The following is a 26371-nucleotide window of genomic DNA, read 5'->3' on the forward strand; positions in this document are numbered from 1 at the left end:
ATATCCGTTTAACGAAGATCTTTTGGACCGATGTTAAACGGATCACTCACATCTATTAAGGTAGACAGTGTTTAAGAAGCTTCTTAAAGTTTGTTTCCCTTGATTTCTGATACAATTCTATGGCTCTAATCTTGCATTTGCAAATCTTAACATGAAAAATAACCCTATTTACCTTAAAAAATAGATAATTTTTAAAAAACAGGGTGTTTTTTTATGGATTATGTAATGAAAAAATAAAAAAATATTGTTTTTGGGTTTGAAATTCACCCTTTCATTTTAATTTATTATTGAAATTGAGAAGTCTGGGTTCAATTTTAGCCTGCCTTCTGTAAAATCGGTAGTTTTTGATGTAAAACCCTTCATTTTAGGGGTAGTTCCTTTCTGAATGAGTGATTTTAACTGCGTTTTTGTGATTTTTTTACCAAAAACTTCAAAAGGGACCTTAAAATCACACCCATTTTTCCAATTTCCGCACCCAAAAGCAGTTTTACCTTCTAAAATTTGACCTTTTTGACATTTTGGACACATTAATGGCTGTTCTTCTAGCTCATTAAAGGTGATTTTTGATGATTCATTAAGAATTAATACTCCTTTTTTAGCAACACCATTAATTTTGAACCCTTTTATTTCAGGAGTTCTACCTTTTATAATCAATGATTGAATTTGTTTATCAGTTAATTTTTTACCCTCAAAATCAAATTTTATCAAAAAGTCACAGCTTTTATCCTTCCAACCTAAGCAGCCATAGGCATTGTTACCTTTTACCACATCATGCTTTTTACATTTTGGACATGTTAAAGCCTGCTCTTTAGGTTTAGAAGTAGTTTTTTTTGTTGGAGTTACCTTTAAAGATTTTGTCGGTGTTTCAATTTTAAAGTTTGACCTTATAGATTTTACATTCTGTACAACGTCTGTTACCATCTCTTTTATCTCATTCATAAAAAGGTTGATATCATAATCTCCATCTTCTATTTGGCGGAGCTTCTTTTCCCAAATTCCTGTCAGTTCTGCAGACTTGAGTAAATCATTTTGAATTGTAGCCACTAAGCTTAACCCTGCCTGAGTAGGTACTAAATTCTTTCTTTGCTTCTCTATGTATTTACGTCTAAATAAAGTTTCAATGATATTTGCCCTTGTAGAAGGTCTACCAATACCATTTTCTTTCATTGCTTTACGTACTTCCTCGTCATCTATATTTTTACCAGCAGTTTCCATTGCTCTTAGTAGAGTTGCCTCAGAATATAGCTTTGGAGGTTTTGTTTCTTTATTAAAGATAGATGGAGTGTGTTCTCCCGTTTCTCCTTGTTTGAACGTTGGTAATGTTTGTTCTTCCTCTTCTCCTTTTTTCTTTTTCCTGTTTTTTTCTTCTTCTTCGTCTTTTTTAAATAAAACACGCCACCCTGGATCTAGAACTTCTCTACCATTTGCTTTAAAATCAACAGATGCTACTTTACCAAGTACTTCCGTTTTGGCTACTTTACACTCTGGATAAAAAGCTGCTATAAAACGTAGAGCCACTAAATCATAAACAACAGCTTCAGATTGAGTCAAGCCTCTTGCTGTTATTTTAGTAGGAATAATAGCATGGTGATCTGTTACCTTCTGATCATTAAAAACCTTTTTAGATTTTTTGAAAGGTTTACCAAAGAGTGGAGCAGTTTCGTTTGAATACTTAGCGAGAGCCTTTAATGTAGGTCCTACCTCTGGGTATAAATTATTTGGTAAATAAGTAGTATCTACACGAGGGTAAGTCAGAAATTTCTTTTCGTAAAGGCTTTGGGCTAATTTTAATGTTTGTTCGGCAGAAAAACTGAATTTCTTATTACATTCTACTTGCAAAGAGGTTAAATCAAATAGATAAGGAGAAGTTTCTATTCCTTCCTTTCTTTTAAAAGAAACAATTTCAAAAGGTTTATCCTTTATTAATTCAATATCAGTCTTAATATCTTCTTCTTTTTGATACTTACCTTTAGTAGCGTTAAAGTTGACATTTCTATACTTAGTCTTTAACTCCCAATATTTTTCACTCTTAAAATTTTCAATTTCTAAATACCTATTTGCAATTAAAGCAAGTGTAGGCGTCTGAACTCTACCGATAGAAAGAAGTTGTTTGTAACCACCAAATTTGATAGTGTATAATCTAGTTGCATTTATACCTAATAACCAGTCACCAATTGCACGAGCACTACCAGCGGCATATAATAAGTCAAACTCATTTTCACTTTGTAAATTATTGAAACCATTTCTAATTGCTTCTTCAGTTAACGAAGAAATCCAAAGGCGTTTAACAGGAACATTACATTTAGCTTGGTGTAAGACCCAACGTTGTATTAATTCTCCTTCTTGGCCAGCATCACCACAGTTTATTACTTCTGTAGCATTTTTTACTAGGCTTTCAATAACTTTAAACTGTTCTTTAGAACCACTATTATTAATTAGCTTAATAGCAAATTTAATTGGTACAATGGGGAGGGTAACTAAATCCCATCTTTTAAGTGATGGATCATAATCATGAGGCTCTTTCAAGGTACATAAATGACCAAAGGTCCATGTAATCTGATAACCATTTCCTTCGTAGTAGCCATTCTTTTTTTGATTGGCACCTAATATTTTTGCTATTTCTCTACCTACACTAGGTTTCTCGGCAATACAGACTTTCATATACTAATGAATCACTTTGGTAATAATAGAATATTTAAAGTTCTAAAAAATCAGCTATTTCTCTATATTTGATAACTGAAATCTTTTAAATAATTTTATTCAATCATTAAATAACTTGAGCTTTCTATTATTTTTAATAACCCTGAATGTATAATATTCTTATTATTAGATGTTTATGTATTTTTGGGTTAAATATAATGTAATGTTCACTATTTTACTGTTTAAATTAATTATTTGTTGAAGCAACTTTATTTATAATACATTCGTTAATTAATCAATCGTTCAAATAAAAAACAATTACTATGAGTTACTTAAAGAATATTTCTCTTCTTCTACTATTTGTATTTACTACAAGTCTATCATTTGCTCAGAAGGATAATGATAAAAAACAGTTAGAAGATTTAATCAAGAATACGGTTAAAGTTAATTCTACCTCTTTAACAGAGCATGGAATTGAAGAAATGATGAACAACTACCGTGCAGATGTAATAATTAATGTTACAAGAATAGAAGTGGATGGTACTAGAAAGCGTAACATGATGAGAAAAGGTGATTACAGAGCCTTATTTATCAATCAGTACAATCAAAATGTTCAAAGAGAGTCTAAAGTAAATATTAAATCTACAAGAGTTCAAGGTAAAACAGCAGTTGTAGATTTTGATTTAGATTACGAATTAATCAACAGAACATCTAGTAAAGTTCTCTCAAAAGGTTTTGAATCAATCAATGCAATTTTTGTAAAGAAAAAAGGCAAATGGTATGTTCTGGAATTAAATATTATTGATATTGAAGTTCAGAAATTCCAAGGTGTTTGTTACTGCGAGATTTACAAAAATGCAAATACAGGTAGTGTAATTGCTAAAGTAGGTGCTCCAAAAGGAGATAGATTTGAGAATAGATTAAATAATGTGTACCAAAGAATAATTGGTGGTAAATCTTATTTTAGTGTTCAAGGTGTAATCTTTGAATGGGCAGATAAAAAAGATATTTGGACAGTAGATTCTGATTTAAAAAGAGTGGAGAAATTAGAATCGTCTAAAGATCAAGATGATGCAATACTTATTATATTAAAGTATTTGTACAAAAACGAATGTACGGATATGTCTGTTATAAAATAAAAGCCCCAAATAGGAGCTTAATTTAACATGAGGAGTTTAGTAAAAATACTAAGCTCCTTTTTTATTTGGATTAGGAACAAACAAATGATCTGAAAGAATATAATTAATATTCATTTTTTGCAATTGATTTGTTATATCAAAGTAGGTCTTGTTAAAATCCTGATAACTTTTTGCAAAGAACTCAATCTCATAATGCGGTCTGTAGTCAATTACTCTAAAATTGTATTTTTCGATGATTTGATAGACTTGCTTCTGGTTTTCTATAAGTAATTTAAAAGTCAACATATTAGGGTGGTTAATTAAAATTGGGTTATAGGAATTTTCTTATATATATAGATAAGAAACATTTTTCAATTTATGTTCATCTAACTTAAAAGAATAAAAGAGAATAACGGTTTAATACAGTATATATGTATGAACGGTGAGTTCATTAACGAACATCTTATTTAGGTTAAATTACTGTTAATAGGTTGATTTTGATTAAATCAAGAAAAAATGAATGGTTGTTGCAGTTTATTGGTAGATAACCATAACACATATAATGGAACCGTTAATTCAATTAAAAAATATAAATAAGTCTTACCATAATGATGATAGTGAAACACTAGCACTTAATCATGTATCTTTAAATATACATGAGGGTGAATTTGTGTGTATTATGGGTCCTTCAGGGTGTGGGAAATCGACGTTACTTAACATTGCGGGTTTATTGGATATTCCTTCTAATGGAGAAGTTGTATTCCAGAAAGAATCAGTACATAAATTGTCATCAAAGAAAAGAGCTCAACTTAGAAGAGAAAATATTGGCTTTGTTTTTCAAAGTTTTAATCTGATTGATGATCTTACTGTATTCGAAAATATTGAATTGCCATTGATCTATCAGCACGTTTCTCCGAATGAAAGAAAGTTTCGTGTTGAAAAAATTATGGATAGGTTACAACTCTCTCATAAGAAAAAAGCGTTTCCATCTCAAATATCAGGAGGGTTACAACAACGTGTAGCAGTTGCTAGAGCTGTTGTTTCAAGACCAAGACTTATTTTAGCAGATGAACCGACGGGTAACTTAGATTCTGAAAGAGGTAGGGAAGTAATGGATATACTTACATCATTAAATGAACTGGGTACCACAATTTTAATGGTTACTCATTCTACTGCAGCATCTGATTATGCCAGTAGAATAATCAATCTTTTTGATGGACAAATAGTTACCGAAAATTTACACAAAGGAAAATAGTGTTAAGAAATTACATCATTATAGGAATCCGAAACCTGAAAAAACATGGTTTATATTCACTCGTTAATGTTCTTGGAATGTCGATGGGCATTGCTTTCTTTACGTTATTATTTCTGATTGTAAAAAATGAATTGTCTTATGATGACTTTCATGTAGACCCCAAAAGAACGTATCGTGTTGTTGAGGTAATTGATTCTCAAGATATCGGAGAGCGTTCTGCAAGTGTACCAATTCCTCTTGGACCAACAATTAAAGACCTTTATCCTAATTATATAGAAAGGAGCGTTCGTTTTTTTAACGATCAGGCTTACTCTCATATGTTGTTTGCTAATGGTAAGCAATACAACGAAAAGAATTTATATTTTACAGATTCAGATTTCTTTAAAGTATTTGATTTTCCATTGATTTTAGGAAATAAAAGAACAGCTTTATCCGAACCTCAATCAATAGTAATTACAACTAAAATTGCTCAAAAGTATTTTGGAAATGAAAATCCATTAGGTAAAAAAGTACTATATGAGAATAAATATTATCTTACTGTTACAGGAGTAATTGATAAAACAAACCTACCAACTCATCTTAATTTTGATCAGCTCATATCATTTTCAACCTTATCTATTACAAATAAAGATATATTACAAAACAACCTATGGGTATGGAACCCTTGTTGGACTTATATCTTATTAAAGGAGGGTGTTAAACCAGAAGAATTAGAAGCAGATTTTGAAATTTTATTTCAAGATGGAAGTAAATTCCCAGAATTTATTAGAGATTATGTACAGTTGTATTTACAGCCAATTAGAGAAATACACCTTTATTCTGATTTAGATTTTGAGATGTCTCCAAATGGAGATTATATGTATATCTATATTTTCTCTGCTATTGCATTGATGGTTTTGATTATTGCAGCCATCAATTTCATGAACTTATCAGCAGTAAGGTATTCTACTAGAATTAGGGAAGTCGGTATTAGAAAAGCAATAGGGGCAGACCAAAGTGAACTTATTGTTCAGTTTTTAATAGAGGCTGGTATTTTGAGTATTTGTTCCATGTTTGGAGCATTAATTTTTATGGAATTACTTTTTCCATATATCTATCAGATATTAGGAGATGAAAAGCTATTATTTAGAGATTTAGAAAACCAATCTTTAATGTTTTTTGTAGGAGGAAGCGGTGTTTTTGTTGGCGCATTAGCTAGTTTTTATCCAATGTATTACCTATCTGGTGTTCGTCCTTTAGAAGGACTGAATGTAACAAGAACAATGGGTAGCAAACAAAAAAGATTTAGGAAATGGAGTGTGATAGTACAATTTGTTATCGCAATTTTTCTTTTATTTAGTACGTATGTTTCTAAGGAACAGCTTAACTTAATGAAGAAAACTTACCTAGGTTTCGATACAGAAAATATAGTGATTATTCCTTTGGGTGAGGTAAAGTATTCTCCCTTTAAATTTGATCAATTAAAAGAACAGTTTTTAGAAGTAGATGGAGTAGAATCTGTAACTGGTATTGATGAGGTTTTAGGTGTCTGGGTTCAAAATTATCCTTTCTCTATAAACAAAGGGGAAGTAAGAACATCATCAACGTTTTATTCTGCGTTAAAGGTAAGAGATGATTTTGAAAGTGTATTTAACTTAAAATTAGTAGCAGGACATCACTTTTCTGAAGAAAATAAAGCAAGTATTCATGAAATTCTTGTAAATGAAGCTATGGTAAAACATCTAGGAATTGATAATCCAAAAGATGCCATTGGCTTAGGAATTTATAGTGAAAAGGGGAAAGAACAGATAATTGGCGTTTTAAAAGACTTCCATTATGAACCAATACACAAAGAAATAGGTCCATTTATTATTGATGTCAATAATTGGGAGTCTGCAAGAAGTTATCTTACAAAATACATGGCTATACGGTTAAGGGGTGATAAATCTTGGGAACAAGTAAAACCTTTTATGGTAGCGAAGTGGACAAAAATAATTCCTTATAGACTAATGGACTCCTTCTTTTTACAAACTAAAGTAGAAGCTTCTTATAAAAAGGAAGAACGTTTAGCAAAGGTTTCTTTAATCTTTTCAATCATTGGGGTGATTATTGCAAACCTTGGATTATTTGGGTTAGCATCTTTTATTACTGTTCAAAAAAACAAAGAAATAGCCATACGAAAAGCGCTTGGTATGGAAAATTTAGAAGCAATGCTTTTTATTTCTAAAGAGTTTTTTATTCTAATAGGTAGTGCATGCTTAATTGCCTGGCCAATATCTTATTTAGGAATGCGTTTGTGGTTAGAAAATTTTCCTAAAACAATTACTATAGGTATTGGAGTTTATATATTTAGTGGTGGAGTAACTTTATTATTAACTTTAATTACTGTTAGTTACCACGTTGTAAAAGCTGCTTTTAAAAATCCTGTAGAAGATTTAAAAGCAAATAGATAATAGGAGGTTTGAAGTATATTATTTTTAGAATATAATTCAAAAATTCTGCTATTCTCTACACGATAATTAAATTACATTGATACTTTACTTTTTATTCTAAGACTTATATTGTTGTGACAAACACAGAATACCTAATTGATAGAAATCGAATCAGAGTTCTAGATATAAATCAGTTTATATCTAAACAAACGAATATAATAGATAAAATAGAAGTAGAAGAGAATCTAGAAAATAAAGCAAATAGATTATTTGATTATTTTTCAATTTTACCTCAATTCGATACTTTAGATACATATTACGAATTTCTAGAACTTTTCTTGCCAGAGTTTTCATTTGAAATTCCTACTGACGTAGGCCTTTTACATAGATCTCTTTCTTTTCAGAAATTAAGATTATTAGAAAATGTAGGAGATACCACATTACCTGATAGATTAAAGAATTTGGATGATATTTCTTTAGATGATGGAAACTATTATTTAAAATTATTAGCTCCAATAGCGTTGTTTTCTAGAATAACAGATTGGGAAAAATATAAGTGGATAGTTTTAGAAATGATCAACTTTTCTATTGAAAATGGAAAGTCTGAAGTTACTGCTTTTGCATGTTTAGCTTATGCAAAGTATATGATTTGCAGATACGAAAATATACAAGAAGCAAAAGACCTAGCTGAATACGCAATTGCTGAAATAAAAAAATCAAAAGACAAATGGTTAATCAGACGCTTTTTATCTGATTATGCTTTTGATATAATGACATGGTTAGAAAAAACAGAAGAATCAATTACTGTAATCGAAGATGCTTATCTATTAGACGATGCTCAGGATACAGCATTTGCAAATAAAGCTGTAACAAGAATATTTCAACTTTATGTATTTAGTGGTCACAATTTTAAAGAAGCTTTCTCAAAGGTAAATGATAAGCTATCATTGTCTTTAGAAGATGTTGAAATGTTACCTCAAGTTCAAAGTGTTTTAGAATTACTTCAATTAAAAAGTTTAACAGAAAAATCTAGCTTAGAAAAAGTATTAATGATATTGGATAAGGAACCTTCTTTATATGAAGGAAACCTTTTACACCCAATGCTATTACTTTTAAAGGTGATTCACCTTGTTAGGAATAAGGAGTTGGAAGAAAATGTACTCGAAGCAATTAGAAGGATTTTAGATAGGTTTAAATATTGGGCAGGGTATTCTCCTCTTATATTTCAAGGGTGGGTATTCTTTATTGAGGCAGAGATGAGATGGTTTGCGGGTGAAATAGAAACATCTGATGACTTATACATACAAGCTAAAGATTTTATGACGTCTACTGTAAACGATCTGAAATGTCTAGTTTCATTAAGAAGGTTATCTCAATGGTATGATCATGAAGGAGTGACACCAAGATCTCAAATATTATTTGATCAAACTAAATCATTATATCTAGAGTTTGGTTCTCAGGAAGAAGTTGACGCATTGATTAATCGGTTCGATAATCGTTTTGAATAAAATGCAAAAAGCCACTCTTATAAAAAGTGGCTTTTTTGCGGATAAGTATAAAGCACAAATTCTCTATACTTACTACAAATATCTATCAGTATAACGTAACCTTGATACGTTGTACTGATTTTTTTATGAATATTAATTTTTGAATTGCTTAATTAAAAATTATAGATTAGTTTGCATTACACAGCGTAAAAAGGTTAATAACAAATAATTAAAGCATGAAGAAGTCATTGTCAAAAACTCAAGACTCTTCAATGAAGCCGCAAAAGGATAACTACCTTGACAAATTGATACTTGCCCATTTAGAAGTACAAAAGCGGAAAAATCTTACTGTCAATATGAAGAATAGATAACCTTCATTGAAAAAAAGCTATCCAAACTTACGTTTGAATAGCTTTTTTCTATTTAGTCGATGTGGTGTTAATTTCTAATTGAAATACACTTTATCACCTACTTTAATATCAGTATCCTTTTTGACATCATTTAGTATCAATAAAGATTTTCTGTCTATACCATATTTAACAGATAAGAAAGTTAATGTTTCTCCTTCTTCTAAAATATGATAAGATACAGGTATTGTTTTAGGAAGAGGCGCTAGATAATAATGTCTGTCTTTCATCAGCATATCTTTTCCTTTAATGTAATTGTACTTCTTGATCATGCCTTTAGAAACACCATCTAAAGCCTTTGAAAGCTCTTTCTGTGTCATCTCTTCATGAAGAATTACAGCTTTTACACCGTTTACACGAGCAAAATCAAATTTAGCAGTCTTACTTTCGTCTTCTATTGGTAATACAAATGGATATCCATCTTTAATACTATCGGCATAGAATTGGAAAATTGAACGAGCCGCACGTGTTTTCTTTGGTTTAGCATAAGGAGAAAGCTTAGCTACCATCTGATTGATTTCTGTAGGCTTAGCCTCAATCATTACAGAGTAAACTTTATCTTCTGGAATATATGAACTAGTTAACCATATATTATTTTGCTTTAATGTCTCTACTGGCTGACCCGTAAATTTAGCTACTTCATTTAATGAGTAACCATTACAAGGGAATTCAATAAGTACATCATGTTGTGCGTCTTGCCCTACATTATCTTTAAATGCAAAGTAGTGTGCCAAGTAATGAAGTACATAAGGATGCGTATTGCCATCTATTACAACTTTAGAATAATAGTTTAATTTATTCTTACTAATATGTTTTTTAGCACCACCTAATCCATCGTGATAAGATATCATTGCATAAAACCAGTTTCCTAAATAGTAATGGTTTTTAGAAAGATAATCTGCTGCTCCAATACTTGCAGAGACAACGTTTTTACGTTCATCTACAGTACGTGAAATTTTCATACCTCTTTCTTCTGCAGTGAAGTCTTTAAACTGCCAAAAACCAACTGCTGGAGGTGTTGCATTAGAAATTGCACTACCATCTAGAAGCGATTCTTGTAAAGCCAAAAACTTAAAATCACCAGGAACACCTCTTGCAAGAAGTTCTCTTTGGATGTATGGAAAATAGGTATTACAACGCTCAAGAAGTTGGTCGTAATGCTTTTTAGATCTAGTAAGGCTATTATATTTTTCCATAATTTTAGCCATACCGCTCGGCGTAACTTCTACTTTAGATCCCATTAGATTGAAGGATGTAGGAAGTGTTGCTGGATTGTCTGCTTTAATTAGTGGAATATAAAAAAAGCCAATACAAATTAACGTAAGTAGTATCTTGTTGATTTTCATATATTGGATTATATAGAATTATACTTTAAAGGTATTGTTATTTGATAACATATTCAAATATATATGTTGAACGAATAAAAATTGAGCACAAAAAAAGAGAGTCTCAATAATAGAAACTCTCTTTTTGCCAATAATATTGTTTTGTTATTGGTCTTTATGTATTCTTGGTTTGTTGTCGAAGCCAAATAAATCGTTCAATGATAATTCTTGTACTTTACCGTATTTAGCAAGTGTTTTCATATCTAATTTATCTTTATCACCAACTACACAAACATTGTAGTTTTTACCTTTGATGAAATCTGAATGGAATTTCATAACATCATCAACAGTCATTGGTTTTAAAGCTTCATAAACATCTTTACGGATGTCGTGATCATTTCCTTTTTTAAGAGCAGATTCATAATTAAATAAAATAGAACTTTTTGTAATACGCTCACTTTCCAATTTACTTAAGATAGCTTTCTTAGCAGCCTCAAACGATTGTTCATTTTTAGGAGGATTTTCTAAAAGACCTTTCATTCCTGCCATAGCCTCTGTCAACTTATCTGATTGAGTACCAATGTAAGCTAGTGTATAATCAGATTTTCCTTTTTCAGAAGCAACTCCATACTGACTAAATACAGAATACGCTAAACCTTGTGCTTCTCTCATTTCTTGGAACACAATAGCATTCATGCTACCACCAAAGTACTCATTAAATAGAGTAGCTGCAGCAATTCTTTTTGGGTCGTACTTTTCTCCTTTAGCAAGGAAAATAACCTCTGCTTGTACCATATCATAATGTGTCCAATATACTTTTGGTTGTTTCACATCTTTAATATAGAATTCTTTTTGTTTTGGTACAGGCTTTAAAGTAGCAGGAACTTTATGCTCAGTATTTAACGTACTTACAACCTTATTTAAAGATTCAGGACCGTAATATAAAATGCGGTGTTCAGTTTTCGTTAAATCATGAATTCTATCAATTAGCTCATTAGATTTAATAAGTTCTAATTCTTTGTTTGATAAACCATTTGTTAGTGGATTGTTATTTCCATATAAACCATAGTTCATTAAACCGTTGAATAAGATGGCTCCTTTATTCTTTTGAGTATCTTCTCTAGATTTCTCTTCTATTGCTACCATATTCTGAAGAACTCCTTCATCAGCTTGAGCATTGTTCAATAAATCTTCAAATAGTTTCATAGCAGGAACCATGTTCTCTGTAAGACCATTTAAAGAAACATATACTTGATCACTTGAAGTGTTTACACTAAAACCAGCACCAAGTTTATAGAACTCTTGCTTAATTTCTGCAGAAGTCATTTTATCAGTACCAAGATATTCTAAGTATTGAATAGCAGAGCTTAATGTAGGGTCAGTGTCTTTACCAATATTTATGATATAGTATAACTCAAACAAATCATTTTCTACATTCTTTTTGTAACGTACAGTAATATTACTGTTCATTTTAGACTCTTCAATATCCTTGTTATAATCTAAGAATAGTGGCGTTAATGGATTAACCTTTTCTGCTGCAATTTTCTTAAAGAACTCAGATTCTTTCCCTCTGTTTAATTCTACTTTAGTAATCGAAGGTTTATCTACTTTTAATTTATTAGGGTCTTCTCCGTTACGCTTGTAAACTACAACATAGTTCTCTTTGTATCTATCGTTGGCAAAAGCAACAATTTCTTCTTTAGTGATAGATTGCATTACATCAATATTATCAATGTAATTTTCCCACTTAATATCTCTAGAGAATGCTTGTACAAACTGATCTGCTCTAGCATCGTTACTTTCTAATTTTTTGATTTCAGATTTCTTGAAATCATTTACAATAGCTTCAATTAACCAGTCTTCAAAATCACCTTTTTTCAATTTTTCAATTTCTTCCAAAAGTAAACCTTGTGCTTCTTCTAAAGTTTGGCCGTTTCTTGGAATGGCATATAGCGTATGAATTGTATAATCATTAAAAGGATAAACAAAACTACTAGCGTTTAGTACTTTTTGTTGCTGATTTAAATCAAGGTCAATTAAACCTGCACTACTGTTTGCTAAGATCATATCACAAAGTTGCTCCTTGAGTAAATCTCTTGAATCAGTTTTTAAACCTGGCATTCTATATCCCATAAAAACCATTGCCGTTTGCGGTCCAAATACCTCTTTAACGATTGGCTTAGTAATAGGAGCTTCTTCTGTGTATTTGAATTCTGGAATTTTGCCAGGTTTCCAACTACCAAAATACTTATTAATCATTGCAATAGTTTTGTCTGGATCTAAATCTCCACTTAAACAGATAGCAACGTTATTTGGTCTATAGAATTGGTTAAAATACTTCTTGATTTCTGTAATAGATGGATTCTTTAAATCATCGATTGTACCAATTACAGTTTGAGTTCCATAAGGATGGTTAGGGAACATTGCAGAGAACATAGTATCAAATACTTTGCTCTGATCTGAATCTAAAGATCTATTTTTTTCTTCGTAAACCGCCTCTAATTCTGTATGAAATAAACGAGGGACAATTTCTTTAAAACGATCTGATTCAATTTCTAACCAACGGTTTAGTTCATTAGCAGGAATGTTATTTACATATACTGTTCTATCTTCAGTAGTATATGCATTTGTTCCCGAAGCACCAATCATCCCAATCATTCTATCGTACTCATTGGCAATAGCTAATTTAGATGCATCGTTAGATACTTGATCAATTTTTTTGTAATACTCAGTACGCTCATCATCGTTTGTAAGCGTTTTGTAGTGATTGAACATATGTTCAATACTGTCTAAATACACTTTTTCTTTGTTCCAATCTAATGTTCCAAAGTGAGAGGTGCCTTTAAACATAATGTGTTCCAAATAATGGGCTAACCCAGTAGATGTTGCAGGATCATTTTTACCTCCAGCTTTTACCGCAATATATGTTTGAATACGCGGAGCATCTTTGTATTCAGAAAGGTAAACCTTTAAACCATTGTCTAGTGTGTAGATTCTAGTTTTTAGAGGGTCGTTTTTTACGAATTCGTAAGGGAATTCCGAGTTGCTAGACGGAGATGTGTTACACCCACCTAGTAGCATAGCACCTGTAACAAGAACAGATGAAATGATAGATTTGTACGTCATTATTAGTTAATTATTAGATGTTTTCAATTGAGAAAGGAGTACTAATTAAATGTAATTTGACACTGTTTATTTTGATTTTAGACACGTAATACATGTAATATTTAAGCAAATTAATAAATATTTCCACATTATGTTATAAATCAATAGTACGTTTCTGTTATTTATGACTTAATTATAAGACCATTATTTCTTAGTAATAGCCATTGTCAATTTGTTAATAAATTTAATTATTAACAGTAATTTTAAAAATATGAACTCCAATAGAGATTATCAAAAGGTATTAAAGAATATATACAATCAATTGTTGTTCGAAGAGGACTTTGGAACAGTAGCTAGTTATATTCCAGAATTAGCCAAAGTATCACCAAAAAAATTAGGCGTTTATTTACAAACAAATGATGGAGAAGGTTATGCCTATGGAGATGCTAATGAGAAGTTTTCAATTCAGAGTATCTCAAAAGTATTTTCTCTTTCAATTGCTTTGTCTATACTAGGGCCTTCTTTATGGAAGAGAGTTGGAGTAGAGCCATCAGGTACGGCATTTAATTCTATAGTTCAGTTAGAATATGAAAAAGGGGTTCCGAGAAATCCATTTATAAATCCCGGTGCAATTGTAATTGCTGATATTCTTGTAACTTATTTAAACAACCCAAAACAAGATTTTTTAAATTATGTGAGAACTTTATCAGGAGAAGAAACTATTGATTATGATTTAAAAGTTGCCAATTCTGAAAAGAAAACGGGTTACCTAAATGCGGCTCATATTAATATGTTAAAGTCATTTGGTAATATTCAGAACGATGTTGAAGAAGTACTTGATTTTTATTATCACCAATGTTCCTTGTCTCTTACTTGTAAGGAATTAGCCCAAGCTTTTAATGCTTTTGCTAATCAAGATAAACCATTTTTGTATAACGGAATTACACTATCAAAAAGTCAGGTGAAACGTATGAATGCAATAATGCTTTCTTGTGGTTTTTATGATGAATCTGGAGAGTTTGCATTTAGAGTAGGCTTATCTGGTAAATCTGGTGTTGGTGGTGGAATAGCTGCTATTTTACCAAGAGGTTTGAGTATAGCTGTTTGGAGTCCACGTCTCAATAAAAAAGGAAATTCTTATATGGGGATGAGGTTCTTAGAAGAATTTACAACTGAAACAGATTTATCAATATTTTAACTCAATAGTTATTAATTAGGAGTGTGCATCATCTTATTTTTTGATGAAGTAGCTTAATATTGTGCAACTACTAAAAATTATGATCTGATTATTGAACATATGATCTACTTCGAATTATTTTACAGCTTTTTTAAAATAGGACTTTTTACCTTTGGAGGAGGCTATGCAATGGTTCCACTTTTAGAAAAAGAACTCATTGATAATAAGAAATGGCTAACAGCAGATGAGCTACTCGAAATTATGTCGATTGCTCAGATGACTCCTGGTACAATTGCTATAAATGCAGCTACTTTTGTTGGCTATAGAGAAAAGGGTTTTCTTGGTGGTTTAATGACAACTGCTGGTGTTATTGCACCTTCATATCTTGTAATTACTATAATTTATCACCTATTTTCTCATAGTTTTGAACACCCGATTGCACAAAAAGCATTTATGGGAGCTAGAGCTTGTATTGTAGCTTTAATTGGGCATTCTGTATGGAAAATGTTTAAAGGTAGTGTAACTGATAAATACGGTTTAGGAATATTCTTAATTGCTTGTATTCTACTTTTTGCTTTTCATTTACACCCCATTTTATTGATAATTGTTGGTGCATTAATGGGGTTAGGCCTCTACGTATTTTTTCCTAAACATATAAAAGATTTATTAAAGTAATATGGAAGCATTTACAATAGAAGCGGTTCAAGAATATTTCGATTTATTTTTAGTGTTCTGTAAAATAGGCTTTTTTAGTTTTGGAGGAGGTTTAGCAATGGTCCCTTTATTTGTAATAGAATTTCAGAAACAAGGATGGATGACTCCAGATCAGTTTTTTGATGTATTATCATTAGCACAGATGACACCCGGAGCAATTGCGGTAAACTCTGCAACATATGTTGGGAATGATGTAGGTATGGAAGTAGGAGGCAGAACTGGGGCATTAATTGGTGGTCTGTTTGCTACATCAGGTTTAGCTACTCCCTCTGTAGTTTGTATTGTTGCTTTGTCAGAAATTTTAAAAAAGATAAAGCATAATAAATACAAGCAAGCTTTTTTCTTTGGAATTAAACCTGTAACCATAGCATTGATATTATTTGCAGGATGGAAAATAGCAGAGAGTACATTTTTTGGAGTAGATTTTTCTGATGTACATTGGGGGAGTATTGCATTATGCAGCATTGCAGCAATAATTATCAAATTCTATGATAAAAAGGTGCATCCAATAGCTTTAATTGCAGGAAGTGCTATAATTGGTGTACTTCTATTTTAAGCTATTTTTAGAGAAGTATAATTTTTGCAAAGGAGTATTTCATATATCAAAAGTATAAATATATGAACTCTCGACGCACTTTTTTAAAGCAAACTTCAACTTCCATTTTAGGGGCATCACTCTTTCCTAATTCTCTTTTCTCTATGGAAACACCTTCTAAACGGTACCTAGATACCATTGGTTTACAATTGTGGACTATTCGTAATGAAATTGCAGAAAACCCAGATAGAGTACTCAGTTTATTAAAAAAACTGGGGTACAAACAATTGGAAGGAATGAATATTCCCCAGGTAGTTGAATTAAAAGAGAAAGCAACCGCTAATGGTTTAGCTATTCGAAGTTCATTTTTTCAGTGGACGTATCTTACTAATAATTGGGAATTGGCCAATAAAAAGGGAATAAGTAAGATTGAAGGAGTAAATGATTTTGACACTCTACTTGAATTAGCTCATAAACAAGGATTATCTAACCTTACATTTGGTTATTTATTTGAAGAAGAACGTTCTGTAGAGCAATTTAAAAAATGGGCAGATGCATTAAATCTTGCAGCTGAAAAATGTAAACCTGCAGGTATTACACTTTCGTATCATAACCATCAATTTGAGTTTATTGAAGAGGAAGGTGTAACTCCTTTTGAAATTTTAGAAAGTAGGTTAGACCCGTCACTTGTTAAGTTTGAACTGGATATTTTTTGGTTACAAGCGGCAGGGCATTCTCCTTTGGAAATGATGAAAAAGTTAGGCAACAGAGTAGACTTAATTCATCTGAAAAATATAAAATCAAATACGAATTATTTACATCAACCTATTACTAATGGTCAGTTTGTAACCTTAGGAAATGGAATTATAGATATAAATAAAGTAGTAGAACAAGCTGCTAAACAAGGTGTGAAATATTGTTTTATTGAACAAGATCATTCTGATCAACCTTTAGAGAGCGTTAAAGAAAGTATTGAGTGGTTAAAAAAGAATACTTGATTATAGATTCCTTAAAGCATTACAAAAAATAAAATATAGAGATAAGTGTGTCTTTTAAAAAGCATTTGTATATTTGTGTTGCTCTCAAAATCAGCACTTTTAAATGATGAACAGACTGAACATATCAGTTACATTTTTTCTCGCAACACTCGTATTTATGCAGACCATTTATGGGCCATTAGTAATGATGGACTATAAACTACGTCAAGATTTTTATGCGAATGTATTGTGCGTGAATAAAAACCGAACAGACCTTCCTCAGGTTTGTGGAGGGCGCTGTCAATTAAAGTCAAAATTGGCTAACGCTGCTACTTCAGAATCTAGTAGCAACAATGAAAGCACATTAAAAGAAGTAGTTGCAGAACCACTTTCACTTTCAATCTTTATGTTTTCAACAGAGAGTTTACATCGTTCTATTGATCAATTACCTGCATTAATAGACGATAATGTGGATGATAACTACATCTTTTCAATTTTCCATCCTCCTATAGTATAAACATACTTTCAATTTACGACTTTATACTATTTTCATTTATGATCTTAGCATTGTACTATGTCTAAATTTTCATAGTAAAATTTAAATCGAGATACCTTATTCATATCTCTAAGTCGTTACGCACTTTTTCTTATTTTATTTATAACATAACATTATTTCTAGGCTATTGATATCGTTTTAAAAACGTACTCAAAAGTGTTAGTTAATCGTTATGTCCAAATTATAAACGTTTATGAAAACGTACATATTAAATGCTCTTTTTTTAATAATGAGCATACCTTCTCTTCACGCCCAAACTTTAAAGCAGGTTTCTGGGAATATAAAAGATGATTTATCAAAAGATCCATTAGTAGGCGCAATAGTTATTAATCAGAATACAACTTCTTATACAGTTTCTGATGCAAGTGGAAATTATAGTCTAGCGGCAAATGCTTCAGATATTATTGAAATAAAAATGCTTGGTTATACCACTTTTTCATGCATAGCAAATGATTTAAAATCTACTATCACCTTAAAACAAGATGATTATGTTTTAAATCAAGTAGTAGTTTCTGCGAGCAGAGCGGCTCAAAAAAGAGAAGAAGCTCCAATGGCAATTACATCTATTGGAACAACAATGCTAGAAGAGGCTAAACCTCAGTCTTTAGAACAAGTGATAAATAAAGTTCCAGGTGTTTTAATGGCAGATTTAGGTAGTGAACAACACATGATGGCTATTCGTCAGCCTTTGTCAACAAAAAGCTTGTTTCTTTATTTAGAAGATGGCTTACCCATTCGTCCAACAGGTATTTTTAACCACAATGCTTTAAATGAGATGAACATGACAATGGCTCAGAATATTGAAGTGATTAGAGGTCCTGCTTCTGCTTTATATGGTTCTGAAGCAATTGGGGGAGCAGTAAACATTATTACAAAAATACCCTCGATAGTTACCTCTGCAAAAGTACAGTTAAGAGGTGATTCTTATGGATATAGAAGAATTGATGCTATTGTGGAAGGAACTTCAGATAATGGGAAATTGGGTGTTAGTGTTGGAGGTTATTCAGCTAAAAGAGAAAATGGTTATTTGGACCATAGTGACTTCAATAAATCAATTATTTCGGCAATAGTAAGTTATAAGTTGATGGAAAGTTTAAAAGTGACTTCGAATACAACTTATATGAAATATTATTCTGATATGGGCTCTTCTTTAGATAGCACTTCATTTTATGAAAGAGATTTTACTTCACTTCATAACTTCACAAAAAGAGAAATAGAATTGTGGAGGTCGACTTTAACTATTGATAAAACTTGGAATAAGAACAGTAAGACCATTGCAAAGATATTTTATAGGAATAATAAAATGGGTCAAATTCCTAGTTATAGAATCAAAAATGATTGGTCTAATCCAAGTAAAGCAAAAGGAGAAGTTAACGAGAGCTCTTTTCAGAGTTATGGTACAGTAGTGCAGCATAATCAAAATATTCCTTCATTAAAAACGACAATAAGAATTGGTGCTAGTGTAGATTATAGCCCTACGGCTTTTTGGGCAAATTATATTGATGTAGATCGAGATGAAAGTGGAAAATATATAGGCTATTTCAATACAGATTCTGTATTAACTGACTATCAAACAAATTTATTGAATACAGGTTTGTATGCACAAATAGAAGTAAACCCAATTGATAGGTTGTTTATAACTGCTGGTGTTCGTTCAGATCATTTTAAATATGATTACAGTAATAATCTAGATGAAACAGCTTTTTCTGGTGCACCAAACTCTATTAACCATTTTAATGCTATTACTCCTAGAATAGGTATTACTTATACTATGGCGAATGATTTAGGTTTTTATGCAAATTATAGTGTAGGCTTTATGCCTCCTCAAGTTTCAGAATTATACAGAGGTGTAAAAGTACCATCATTAGCTCCTTCTTATTACACTAATTACGAAGTAGGTACTTGGTATTCTTTACCAAAGGGTTTAGGCTATGTAGAAGCAGCCTATTACTATATGCAAGGTGAAAATGAAATTATTTCAGTAGCACAAGACGATGGGTCTTATGTAAATGAAAATGCGGGGTCTACAAAACATGAAGGAGTAGAAGCAGCGCTACATTTGAAACCAATTTCTCAAGTTTTTGTAAGAATAGGAGGTGCGTATGCAAGTCATACTTTTGATCAATTTGATACAGGTAAAGAAGATTTCTCAGGAAATACAATGGCAAATGCCCCCAATTGGATTGCAAATATGGAATTAACTTTCAAGCCAAAATTTTTAAAAGGGTTTAGAACTTCTGTAGAGTTTCAGAAAGTGAGTGATTACTATATGGATAATCAAAACACAAAAAAATACGATGGGTATCACTTATTTAATTTACGTTTTGGTTACCAGTTTAGTGGCTTTGATACTTGGATAAATATCATGAACCTAACAGATGAACTGTATGCATCTAGAGTATCAAAGTCTGCTTGGGGAGAAAACTATTCTTTAGGCGCTCCACGTACTTTTCAGGTTGGAATAGGTTATACCTTAAGCAAAAAACAATAGAAAATGAACTTATATAAATTACATCGGAAATTGAGCTTAATTGCTCTTTTTCCGCTTTTAGCATGGACTTTAAGTGGTGTAATGCATCCTTTAATGTCAAACTTAAAACCTAAAGTAAACCAACGTTTAATTGCAAATCAGAATATAAAAAACACAGATGAAACCATATTGTCTGTAGCTGAAATAATGGCACTAAATAATTGGACTACAATACAATCATATCGTTTTATTAATTATGATTCATCGCTTTATTATCAGTTTAAAATAGCAGAAAAGAACTGTTATATAAATGCTATTACTGGAAAAATACTAAGAGATGGGGATATACAATATGCTACTTATTTGGCTGGTTTATATTCTAATGAGGTAGCAAGTAAAATAGAAGGAATTACTATTCAAGAAAACTTTTCTAATGAGTATGTGAAGATTGCAAGAATACTACCTGTTTATAAAATTCAGTATAAAAGAATGGATGGTTTACGGGTATTTATTGATGTGAATTCTGATAGAATGACATATGCCACTAACTCTATCAGGAGCTTCTTCCAAGCTTTTTTTCTTTGGGCACATAGTTGGACATTCTTAGGTTTTAATCAAACATTTCGATTGATGATTTTAGGCTTTTTTGTACTCATTACTTTTTTGGCTGGAGTAACTGGAATTTTAGTATACACGAAGTTTCGAAAAACATATCAACATCAAAATATAGAAAGAATACCTTGGCAAAGACGAATGCATAGAATACTAGGTATCGGTTTATCATTTACATTATTACTTTTTGCTACAAGTGCTTTTATGCATATGTTACCAAAATATACAGCATTAGATAAAGCTAGTTTTGTATCAAGAACATCTTTTTCTATTGATGAAATGACATTTAATACGCATTTTATTGAAGAAAATTGGGTAAACCACCAACCGGTAAAAATTGAAGGTAAAGTCTATTGTCAATTTCATTTTAAACAAGGTAGAGGTATAATAAAGAAGTATTTTGATGTTTTTTCAGGTAAAGAGTTAATTGATGGTGATAGTATCTATGCAGTTAATTTAGCAAAACAATATAGTGGATTATTGACGGTGAAAAGTATTTCAGAAATCAAGAAATTTGAAAATGAATATGGTTTTATCAATAAGCTATTGCCTGTACAAAAAGTTCAATTTTCTGGTGTAGGAAATCCACGGTGGTACATAGATACGAGCAGTAGTTTTGTTGGTGCAATAATAGAAGATAAGTCTGCTTTGTCAGGTTTTATATTCGCTTATTTTCATAAATATCATGTTCTAGATTTTTTAGGAAAAGGGTTAAGAGATACAATATTGATATTATTTGCTCTAGGTAATTTTATAGTAAGCCTATTAGGTTTTTGGATGTATATTAACACCAAAAAAGTAGTGAAAAAGCAGAAACAAAAGAGGCAAGAATTAGTGTATTGATAATTAATAAAACAGCCACACTATATCACTTAGAATAGTGTGGCTGATTATTTTAAACTACTGAAGTTATTTAGTGTTTATCATGAAGTAGGTTTTACCAGATAAAGTAACCTACACTTACCGTAAACTGTTGTGATTGTAGATCAATACCTGGGTTTGTAACTGAATTTGCACTTTGTTGATATTTAGTATCTACAGTAAACTTTTTGATGTCGACACCTAAACCTACTTGCCATCCCCAGCTAAACTCATTTGCATTTAAATCACTACTAATATCGCTGAAATTATCTTTGACAATTTGTTGTGCAACTACACCACCATATGCTCTAGCTGTTATATTACCTATACCCATTTTACCACCTAAAAGAATTGGAACTTCAACTTTGTTAAGTACTAAATCTTGAGATGCATTATCAAGCTCAAATGTTCCTCCAGTATTTGTATACAGAAGTTCTGTTTGTACATAGATTGGTAAGTTTGGTATGTTGGCTCTTAACATTAAGCCACCTTCCCAAGATTGTCTTGTATCTGAAGAGAGACCTAGATTATTTGAGAACCCTGACATACCTGCACTGCCTTTTACACCTACGTTAATTGTTTTGTCTTGAGCAAATAATGCTGAAGAAATGAACATGAAATTGAAGGCGATAAATAAAATTGACTTTTTCATAAGTTTGAAATGTGAATTAATTATATAAATATTCAGGTTGTTTAGTATCAAGTTTTAAAAGAGAAGAATAGATTATTTTTCCTTTAAAATTTTGATATTTTTTCAACCTTTTTACATTTTATTTATACGATATGTGCAACACCTATAGAATGGTATTTATGTTCAGTTGTTATTATAAAAGTTGAATTGTAGAAATGCTCTTTTGAATTGTAATTACTTTTATGCTACAGATATAGAAAATACACCGACTTATAATTTTTTTAGTCTCTAAAAACAAAAAAGTCACATGAAATGTCTTCATGTGACTAACTGATTTAGCTATCTAACCAATCTTTAAATGCTTTTACTCTATCTCTACTCACAATGAGTTCTTCTGGTGTAGGTGGATTTGTTTCAATTTGTAACCTTGAATTAAACCAAGTATTAATTTTCTTTATTGAATCAATTCTAAGAATATATTTCCGATTGATTCTAAAAAACTGTGAGGAGTCTAATTGAGATTCTAAAGTAGAAATGCTTTTATCTATGGGGTATTTTTTATCATCATACAAATGAAGAAACGTAAGCCCTTCATCGAATCTAATAAAAGCTATTTCCTCTGCCTTTACCGTTCTTAATTGTTCACCAATTGATACTAAAAACCGCTTTTTGATTTTCCTTTTGTTATTCTCTTGTATCTCATTCATAGAAGAAGGAGAGGAGGTAATAAACAAATCACGGTAGAGTGAGAACTTATTTAAGACTCTTTGAATATCTTCGAAACCGTATGGTTTTACAATGTAATCTATACTATTTAGCTGAAAAGATTCTAATGCATATTCACTATAAGCAGTTGTGAATATTAAAGGACTTTGTACCGTTACTTGTTTGTAAATTTCAAAACAGTTGCCATCGCTTAGAGAAATATCTTGAAAAATTAAATCGGGTTGTATATTTGATTTAAACCATTCTATACTATCCTCTACGGATGAAAGTTTTGCTACAATTTCAAAAGAAGAATTATATTGATTAATTAACTTTTCTAAGTAATTAGCGGTAGGAAGTTCATCCTCAATGATTAAAATTTTCATGATTGATTTGAGATAAAGCTGGTAAACTAACTATAAAAATAGTCTTATTTTTTTCGATGGTAATATTTTGATTTGCTATCAATTGATACCTTTTATTGATGTTTGATAACCCCATTCCTGTAGAGTTTTCATCGAGCTCTTTTTTGTCATAAGTATTACAAACCTGAATAATATTACCGTCAGAAATAACGTCTATTATTAAAGGTTTTTTTATTGAAAATTTGTTGTGCTTAACAGCGTTTTCTATTAATATTTGGATGCTAGCTGGAGGTAAAATAGTAGTTTGTAATAAATCATCAGAAAGATTGATATTTAATTGAATACTATCACCGAATCTAGTTTTTAATAAGAAGAAGTAATCTTCAACAATTTTTAATTCTTCTTCTAAAGGAACAGTTACTCTCTTATTTTGCTCAATAATATACCGTAAAGTCTTCGATAACTTAATGATAAAATCAGATGCTAACTTTTGATCTGTATGAACTAAGCTTGATAAGACACTAAGACTATTAAAGAGAAAATGTGGTTCAATCTGAGCTTTTAATGCCATATATTGAGATTTGAACATTTCTTTTTCTATCGTCTCTAGATTGATTTGATTCTCTTTGATAGTGATTTCTTTATCTACATTTCTATAAACAATATAGAGTAAAATATAAAAAATTGTAAGTCCTGTAACTAACTCCGGATTATAAAACCTAATATCTTCCCAGAGGTGTCCATTATCAAAAATGTAAGTATCACCTAACATGTAAATTATATTAGATGAAACACCCACAAAAAAACCAAATAAGAGATGCGTGATAATTTCGAACGGAGATTTAAAAGTGGCTACTTTCTTTTGGATAAATTCTGCCATATACCAACAGAGTAACCAATAAGAGGTGAACACAATGGTAAAAGTAGCTCCTCTTACAGTTAATGGGAAGACTCCTCCAAAACTATAGTCAAATGCTTTTATTAATAATTGTATTAAAAAGACAATAGTTAACCTAAGTAGGAATTGATATTTGGGCGATCTATTTGAAAATATTGTAGGCATAATAATTTTATTTTTATATAATTAATATACGGTAAAACTATTACGCATTGTTGTTTACTTACTCTAAGTTGTTGTATTTAAATTTGAATTGTAAAAATTGCACTTTGAATTGTAATGCCTTCTTGTTTAAGAACCAAGTAAGAATAATGCATTAAAATTAAGCATAACTATTATAATTTGAAGTATAATAATTATCGCTCCTAAAACTCCTTGAAAATTAATATCTCGATCTTCAGAAGGCTTAGTATATAGCATTAATATAGATAAGAGTAGTGTTAAAATACATGGTATGAAATAGGTACTTCTTAAGTTATAGCAAACATTAAATGTGGTATGATCACTTTTTGATACTACCGGATCTATTCTTTTAAAAATAGGAGTTTTATAAACATACAGTTCACTTCCTATATCATCTAATAACACCTGATTGGATTCTATTACAAAATTTGCTGTATTTTCGGAGCGAACCAATATTCCATCATTACCAGAAAATTCAACATCATATATATAGGCAATGTCAAATTGTTTAGGAAGGAAAAAATCTATAGTGAGGAATGAAGAAAAGAAGATAAAAAAAGAAGAAAATACAATTGTACCTTTAGATGCGTAGGAAGGAAATATCGCTCTTATTTTTGATATAAAAGTAGTCATAATTTCAGTTGTTGGAGTAGTCGATTTAGTATATGAAGTTTACTTTATCAATTAAGTGAAATAAACGCTATTTTTCAATCAAAAGCTCCATTTAAGACGCCAATTAATCTGAGAACCTCCATCTGCATATTGAGAGCCTTCATCTCCAAAAAAGAACATGCCGAAAACAAGTACCTCAAAATTATCACTTAAAGAGGTAGTTGCATTCCCACCTATATAATAAGATCTATCATTGCTGTTTACAATACTATTTATACCTAATCTAGTAAGGGGAGTAAGTTGGTATTGAATTTCATTAAAAAAGGCAAAACGGGATAAGCTTAATGTTTTAGGAGTAAGCTGCATTGTTGGGTCAATTGTACCTATCGGAGAGGTAGCACCTGCACTATTATAGATGGTTTCTGTGTGTAAGTAAATAGAATTAGTAAATGTGTAATCGAAAGAAATATCCATTACAACAGATGGGTCTTCACCTGTATAGTCTGGATAAAAGTAAGTACCTTCCCCTTTAAAACCGGCACCGCCTATTTGACCTTCCCAACCCCAACCAAGGTTGAAATTTTCTCTAACATAACCTGCTAAAAATTGGAAATCGTATTGCCATAAATTAGTTTTAAATAAAGCAGCTACATTGTAATATTCAAATTCATTGGATGGTGAAAATACTACTTCAATCGAACTCATAGGACCGAGGTAATTTCTTATTAAAATGGCGTCAGCACCAGGTCGTTCTTCATAATCAAAATCAAAGAAGGAGTAAGTATTAAATAAATCATTTGGGTTCCAAACCATAGAAACACCCCAATTTATACGTTGTCTACCAACTCTAACTTGCCAATCTCCTGCAGAATAATCAAAATAAAACCTATCGATTTGAGAGTTGATAACATACGAGTTACCAGCAGCCCAATTGTACGACATATTAAATGCATATTGCTGTTGAGAAGCAAATTCTTGATCGTAATTAGGAATGTATTGAGGGCTTGCTCCATAGAGCATTCTATTCCTTCCTTCAAGGGCTAGGGTAATTTTATCAGAAGCATAATACTTGAAATTTAAACGGTTGTGGAATAAATTATCGATGTACCAATCGTCGTCTAAATCTTTAGGAAGAGATATTGTTTGCATATATTTTAAATAGCCAGATGCAACAAAGTTTTCTTTAAACTTAGATGTTTTCACTTCTTCATTATCTTCCTGAGCATAACTTAAAATAGATAATGAGAATAAGGAAAGGAGGAGGAGTAATTGCTTATTCATGTAGATAGAAAAAAGTAAGACGTAGCAGTGTATACTACGTCTTTAT

At 31.1% G+C, this 26371-nt stretch carries 20 protein-coding genes; 11 read left to right on the forward strand and 9 right to left on the reverse strand.

The window, feature by feature from the left end; all coding sequences use genetic code 11:
- Window positions 1-276: 276 nt before the first annotated feature.
- The gene (locus EI427_RS02110) at window positions 277-2661 is read right to left on the reverse strand and encodes a type IA DNA topoisomerase (RefSeq protein WP_126611098.1); all 2385 of its coding nucleotides are present in this window, start codon (window positions 2659-2661) and stop codon (window positions 277-279) included.
- Between the two features lie 302 nt (window positions 2662-2963).
- Here EI427_RS02110 and EI427_RS02115 point away from each other — a divergent pair, with 302 nt between their 5' ends.
- Window positions 2964-3779, forward strand: a complete 816-nt coding sequence (locus EI427_RS02115) for a hypothetical protein (RefSeq protein WP_126611100.1) — start codon at window positions 2964-2966, stop codon at window positions 3777-3779.
- A gap of 48 nt (window positions 3780-3827) precedes the next feature.
- On the opposite strand, the gene EI427_RS02120 is transcribed toward EI427_RS02115, so the two are convergent.
- Window positions 3828-4064, reverse strand: coding sequence for a hypothetical protein (locus tag EI427_RS02120; protein WP_126611102.1), 237 nt, complete (start codon window positions 4062-4064; stop codon window positions 3828-3830).
- A gap of 256 nt (window positions 4065-4320) precedes the next feature.
- Between EI427_RS02120 and EI427_RS02125 the strand changes: the two genes are divergently transcribed.
- From EI427_RS02125 to EI427_RS02135, 3 genes are all read left to right on the forward strand, one after another.
- Window positions 4321-5013: an ABC transporter ATP-binding protein gene (locus EI427_RS02125; RefSeq protein ID WP_126611104.1), complete on the forward strand. Its 693-nt coding sequence runs from the start codon at window positions 4321-4323 to the stop codon at window positions 5011-5013.
- On the forward strand, window positions 5013-7445 hold the full coding sequence (locus EI427_RS02130) for an ABC transporter permease (protein ID WP_126611106.1): 2433 nt from the start codon (window positions 5013-5015) through the stop codon (window positions 7443-7445). The genes EI427_RS02125 and EI427_RS02130 overlap by 1 nt, the downstream gene beginning before the upstream one ends.
- A 113-nt stretch (window positions 7446-7558) precedes the next feature.
- Complete coding sequence (locus EI427_RS02135) at window positions 7559-8932, forward strand: hypothetical protein (RefSeq protein ID WP_126611108.1); 1374 nt, start codon at window positions 7559-7561, stop codon at window positions 8930-8932.
- Window positions 8933-9356: 424 nt separating this feature from the next.
- Here the strand turns inward: EI427_RS02135 and EI427_RS02140 are convergent, their stop codons facing one another.
- Together EI427_RS02140 and EI427_RS02145 are read right to left on the reverse strand one after the other, a co-directional pair.
- Window positions 9357-10664, reverse strand: a complete 1308-nt coding sequence (locus EI427_RS02140) for a transglycosylase SLT domain-containing protein (protein WP_126611110.1) — start codon at window positions 10662-10664, stop codon at window positions 9357-9359.
- Between the two features lie 144 nt (window positions 10665-10808).
- Window positions 10809-13769: a M16 family metallopeptidase gene (locus EI427_RS02145; RefSeq protein WP_126611112.1), complete on the reverse strand. Its 2961-nt coding sequence runs from the start codon at window positions 13767-13769 to the stop codon at window positions 10809-10811.
- Between the two features lie 250 nt (window positions 13770-14019).
- Between EI427_RS02145 and EI427_RS02150 the strand changes: the two genes are divergently transcribed.
- The 7 genes from EI427_RS02150 (at window position 14020) to EI427_RS02180 (ending at window position 21632) form a co-directional block, all read left to right on the forward strand.
- Window positions 14020-14946, forward strand: coding sequence for a glutaminase (locus EI427_RS02150; protein ID WP_126611114.1), 927 nt, complete (start codon window positions 14020-14022; stop codon window positions 14944-14946).
- 99 nt (window positions 14947-15045) lie between these two features.
- Window positions 15046-15600, forward strand: coding sequence for a chromate transporter (locus EI427_RS02155; protein ID WP_126611116.1), 555 nt, complete (start codon window positions 15046-15048; stop codon window positions 15598-15600).
- 1 nt (window position 15601) lies between these two features.
- Window positions 15602-16195 (forward strand): chromate transporter, encoded by a 594-nt coding sequence (locus EI427_RS02160; RefSeq protein ID WP_126611118.1) that lies wholly within the window; start codon window positions 15602-15604, stop codon window positions 16193-16195.
- Between the two features lie 62 nt (window positions 16196-16257).
- Window positions 16258-17172, forward strand: coding sequence for a sugar phosphate isomerase/epimerase family protein (locus EI427_RS02165; RefSeq protein ID WP_126611121.1), 915 nt, complete (start codon window positions 16258-16260; stop codon window positions 17170-17172).
- A gap of 157 nt (window positions 17173-17329) precedes the next feature.
- Window positions 17330-17668 (forward strand): hypothetical protein, encoded by a 339-nt coding sequence (locus tag EI427_RS02170; RefSeq protein WP_126611123.1) that lies wholly within the window; start codon window positions 17330-17332, stop codon window positions 17666-17668.
- 232 nt (window positions 17669-17900) lie between these two features.
- Window positions 17901-20198, forward strand: a complete 2298-nt coding sequence (locus tag EI427_RS02175; RefSeq protein ID WP_126611125.1) for a TonB-dependent receptor — start codon at window positions 17901-17903, stop codon at window positions 20196-20198.
- 3 nt (window positions 20199-20201) lie between these two features.
- A complete protein-coding gene (locus EI427_RS02180) occupies window positions 20202-21632 on the forward strand; it encodes a PepSY domain-containing protein (RefSeq protein WP_126611127.1) in 1431 nt (476 codons plus the stop codon).
- 94 nt (window positions 21633-21726) lie between these two features.
- Here EI427_RS02180 and EI427_RS02185 read toward each other — a convergent pair whose 3' ends face one another.
- From EI427_RS02185 to EI427_RS02205, 5 genes are all read right to left on the reverse strand, one after another.
- On the reverse strand, window positions 21727-22302 hold the full coding sequence (locus tag EI427_RS02185; protein ID WP_126611129.1) for an outer membrane beta-barrel protein: 576 nt from the start codon (window positions 22300-22302) through the stop codon (window positions 21727-21729).
- A 314-nt stretch (window positions 22303-22616) separates the two neighbouring features.
- Window positions 22617-23372: a LytR/AlgR family response regulator transcription factor gene (locus EI427_RS02190; protein ID WP_126611131.1), complete on the reverse strand. Its 756-nt coding sequence runs from the start codon at window positions 23370-23372 to the stop codon at window positions 22617-22619.
- On the reverse strand, window positions 23353-24414 hold the full coding sequence (locus EI427_RS02195; protein WP_126611133.1) for a sensor histidine kinase: 1062 nt from the start codon (window positions 24412-24414) through the stop codon (window positions 23353-23355). The genes EI427_RS02190 and EI427_RS02195 overlap by 20 nt, the downstream gene beginning before the upstream one ends.
- A 126-nt stretch (window positions 24415-24540) precedes the next feature.
- A complete protein-coding gene (locus EI427_RS02200) occupies window positions 24541-25065 on the reverse strand; it encodes a hypothetical protein (RefSeq protein ID WP_126611135.1) in 525 nt (174 codons plus the stop codon).
- Between the two features lie 78 nt (window positions 25066-25143).
- Window positions 25144-26325: a hypothetical protein gene (locus tag EI427_RS02205; RefSeq protein WP_126611137.1), complete on the reverse strand. Its 1182-nt coding sequence runs from the start codon at window positions 26323-26325 to the stop codon at window positions 25144-25146.
- Window positions 26326-26371 lie beyond the last annotated feature (46 nt).

The sequence above is a fragment of the Flammeovirga pectinis genome (assembly GCF_003970675.1).
GTDB lineage: Bacteria > Bacteroidota > Bacteroidia > Cytophagales > Flammeovirgaceae > Flammeovirga > Flammeovirga pectinis.